This is a genomic window from Pseudomonas sp. HMWF006 (assembly GCF_003061205.1).
GTDB classification, from domain to species: Bacteria; Pseudomonadota; Gammaproteobacteria; order Pseudomonadales; family Pseudomonadaceae; genus Aquipseudomonas; species Aquipseudomonas monsensis.
This window is the reverse complement of record NZ_QAIU01000432.1, coordinates 3,769-6,369: the sequence shown is the minus strand read 5'-3', so window position 1 is coordinate 6,369 and position 2,601 is coordinate 3,769. Positions and strand designations below refer to the sequence as shown.

Annotated in this window: 2 protein-coding genes; both read right to left on the bottom strand. The window is 62.0% G+C overall.

Annotation, left to right across the window (positions count from 1 at the left end):
• Positions 1–23: 23 nt before the first annotated feature.
• Positions 24–1,544 (bottom strand): TolC family protein, encoded by a 1,521-nt coding sequence (locus DBR24_RS18150; RefSeq protein WP_128615439.1) that lies wholly within the window; start codon positions 1,542–1,544, stop codon positions 24–26.
• A 46-nt stretch (positions 1,545–1,590) separates the two neighbouring features.
• A partial coding sequence (locus DBR24_RS32715) for an Ig-like domain-containing protein (protein WP_256591609.1) occupies positions 1,591–2,601 on the bottom strand: 1,011 nt, incomplete at its 5' end.

Here is a 2,601-nt window from a genome sequence, read left to right as displayed (position 1 = left end):
CGGCTCACGAGCCCACCCGGCGCTTACCGGGCCGGCGCCGCAGCATGCGCCACCGGCACAGAAATATCCCCGGCCGCCCAGGCCGATTCTCGATTGGCCAGTGCGGTGGCGATCGACTGCACTTCGGTCGATTGCACCTGATCCGGCAGTGGATCGAGGCCGGCACTGGCGAAGATCTGTCCGTACGCATTGCGCAGATCGGCGTAGGACAGGTCGCGGCGCAGGTCTGCTTGCAGGTTGTTCAGCTCGCCCTGAATCAGTTCCAGTTCACCAATGCCCGCCGCCTGATGACGATTGCGCAACTGGCCGACGATTTGCCCGTCGATGTCCGACAGTTGCTGGCTGGTCTTGAACTGGCGCAAGGCCTCTTGATAGTTGGCGTTGGCCACGTAGAGCTGCGCCAGCACCGCAATCGACATGGCCTGACGCCGCGCGGTGGCCACTTCCTCGCCAGCCTTGGCGACATCAATGGCCGCCGGAGCGGAGATCACGTTGAACAGGTTCCAGGTGACTTTCACGCCATAGTCGGCCCAGCCCTGTTCGACCAGGAACGAGTTGCTGTCGTAATGCCCGCCGGCGGAAAACTCCAGGCCCGGCAACAGACGCAGCATGGCCTTGCGGGTTTCAGCGGCGCTGATGCGGGTCTGGTAATCCTGCTCACGCAGTTCCGGACGGCTGGTCAGCGCCTCCTGTTCCAGTTTCGCCAGATCGACCTTGAGTTCGGGAATCTGATAACCGTCATCGGTGGCCAAGGTCAGGTTGGTACCCAGCGGCAGGTTGATCAGGGTCGCCAGTTCGGTTTTCGCCAAAGACAGGGCACGGCGCTGCTCTTCCAGTTGCCGGGTGGCTTCGATCAGCGAACGTTGGTAGCTGAGCGATTGCACCGGGTCGCCAATGCGCTGGTCGCTCATGCTCTGGCTGTTGCGCCGGGCGGTGTCGACACGGGCCATCAGGCTGTCAATCTGCTTGAGCAGACGTTCGGCGGCCATCGCTCGCCAATAGGCCGAGCGCACATCCTGAACGATGGTGTTGATCACCTTGCGGCGACGCTCCTGGACGATCAGGCGTTGGTCGCCCTGCTGTTTGGCGCTGATGTAACTGACGCCAAAGTCCAGAACGTTCCAGACCATGGTCAGGTCGGCGACTTCACGGTCGCGATCCTGCGAGGTCGACGGTTCCAGCGACTGAGTGCCGGTACGTACGCTCTGGCTGCTGGAGGCGTTGACGTTGTTGCGCCCGACGTAACCGGCGTCCAGCGCCATGCGCGGCAGCATGTCGAAACTGGCGAGGTCGAGCTGCCGCTTGGCCAGCGCCTCCTCCATGATCTTCAAGCGGCCTTCGAGGTTGTACTTCACCGCGCGAGCCATGGCCTGGTGCAGGGTCAGCGGGCCGCGCAGCGGTTCCTGATCCTTGTACATGCTGTGCAGGTCGCTCCTGGCCCGCTGTTCACTGACGCTGCGTTCAATCGGTTCACTGGTCACTGCACATCCGCTGATCGCCAGCGACAGCAGGCTGGCGCCGAACAACTTCTGACTTCTTTTCATCCCTGGATCGCCCCTAGGTCCCGCACAGTGTTGAGTAATGGTTGGTTCAGGCCGATATTTCGCTGATGCCGACCTGTTGCAGTGCCGCCGCCAGGTTGTCGACCCGGTGCTGTTCGTTGTCTTTGAGTTCTTGCAGTTGCTGCCCCAGCGTCGGCGCACCAAACACGCCGCGCAGGCCTTGAGAAACGTCGCCAGCCTTGAGTGACTGGCTGCCAAACGCATTCAACGAATCGCGGTCGGCGGCACTGTCTTGATTGAACAGGCTCGATAACGTGCTGGTACCGAATACGCCGCCATCACCGCCGCCAAAGCCGAGGAAGCCGTGACCGGATCCATCACCGCCGTTGTCACTGCTGCTGAACACTTGCGCAATGAAGCTCGGGCTGAGGGCACCTTGATTGATGAAAATATCGCCCAGCGGGCGGATGCCGTTGCCAATCACCCGTTGTTCGAACAGCGGCGCAAAGGTCAGCGGTGAGCCGATATCGCCGGTGGGGGCGGTGAAAATGATCGGTTGCAGCGGGATGTTCGGCGGCGGTGGCGGCACCACCGGATCGCTGCTGCGAATCAGTGGATCGGGAATCACCACGCTGGTTGGTGTCGAGGGTGGAACGACCGGCGGCACGGTATTGATCACGTAATTGTTCGAGCTGCTGACACCGCTGCCACTGTTGCCGGAGGCATCGCTGACACCCGCGCTGTTGACGCTGATCGCATTGCTGGCACTGTTGACGTTGGCATTCGGTGTCAGCGTCGCGGTCCAGGTCTTGCCGCCGTCGCTGCTGCTCAGGTTGGACAAGGTGCCGTTACCAACATTGATGTCTGCCAGATCGAAGCCGCTCACCGCCTCGTTGAAGGTGATGGTCACCGCCGATGTCTGGCCGATGCCCAGGTTCGGGTTGGCAATCACCACCGTCGCCGTTGGCCGTTCGCTGTCGAGACCATAGTTGTTCGACACCGCCACCGTGCTGCCGACGTTACCGGCCAGGTCAGTGACGTTGCTGGTGTCCAGCGCGATGAAGTTGCTCGGATCGGTGACATTCGCGGTCGGGGTGAA

Bases quoted from the DNA above. Each gene is read 5' to 3' on its own strand.
- DBR24_RS18150 (WP_128615439.1), bottom strand. From the start codon at position 1,544: ATGAAAAGAAGTCAGAAGTTGTTCGGCGCCAGCCTGCTGTCGCTGGCG.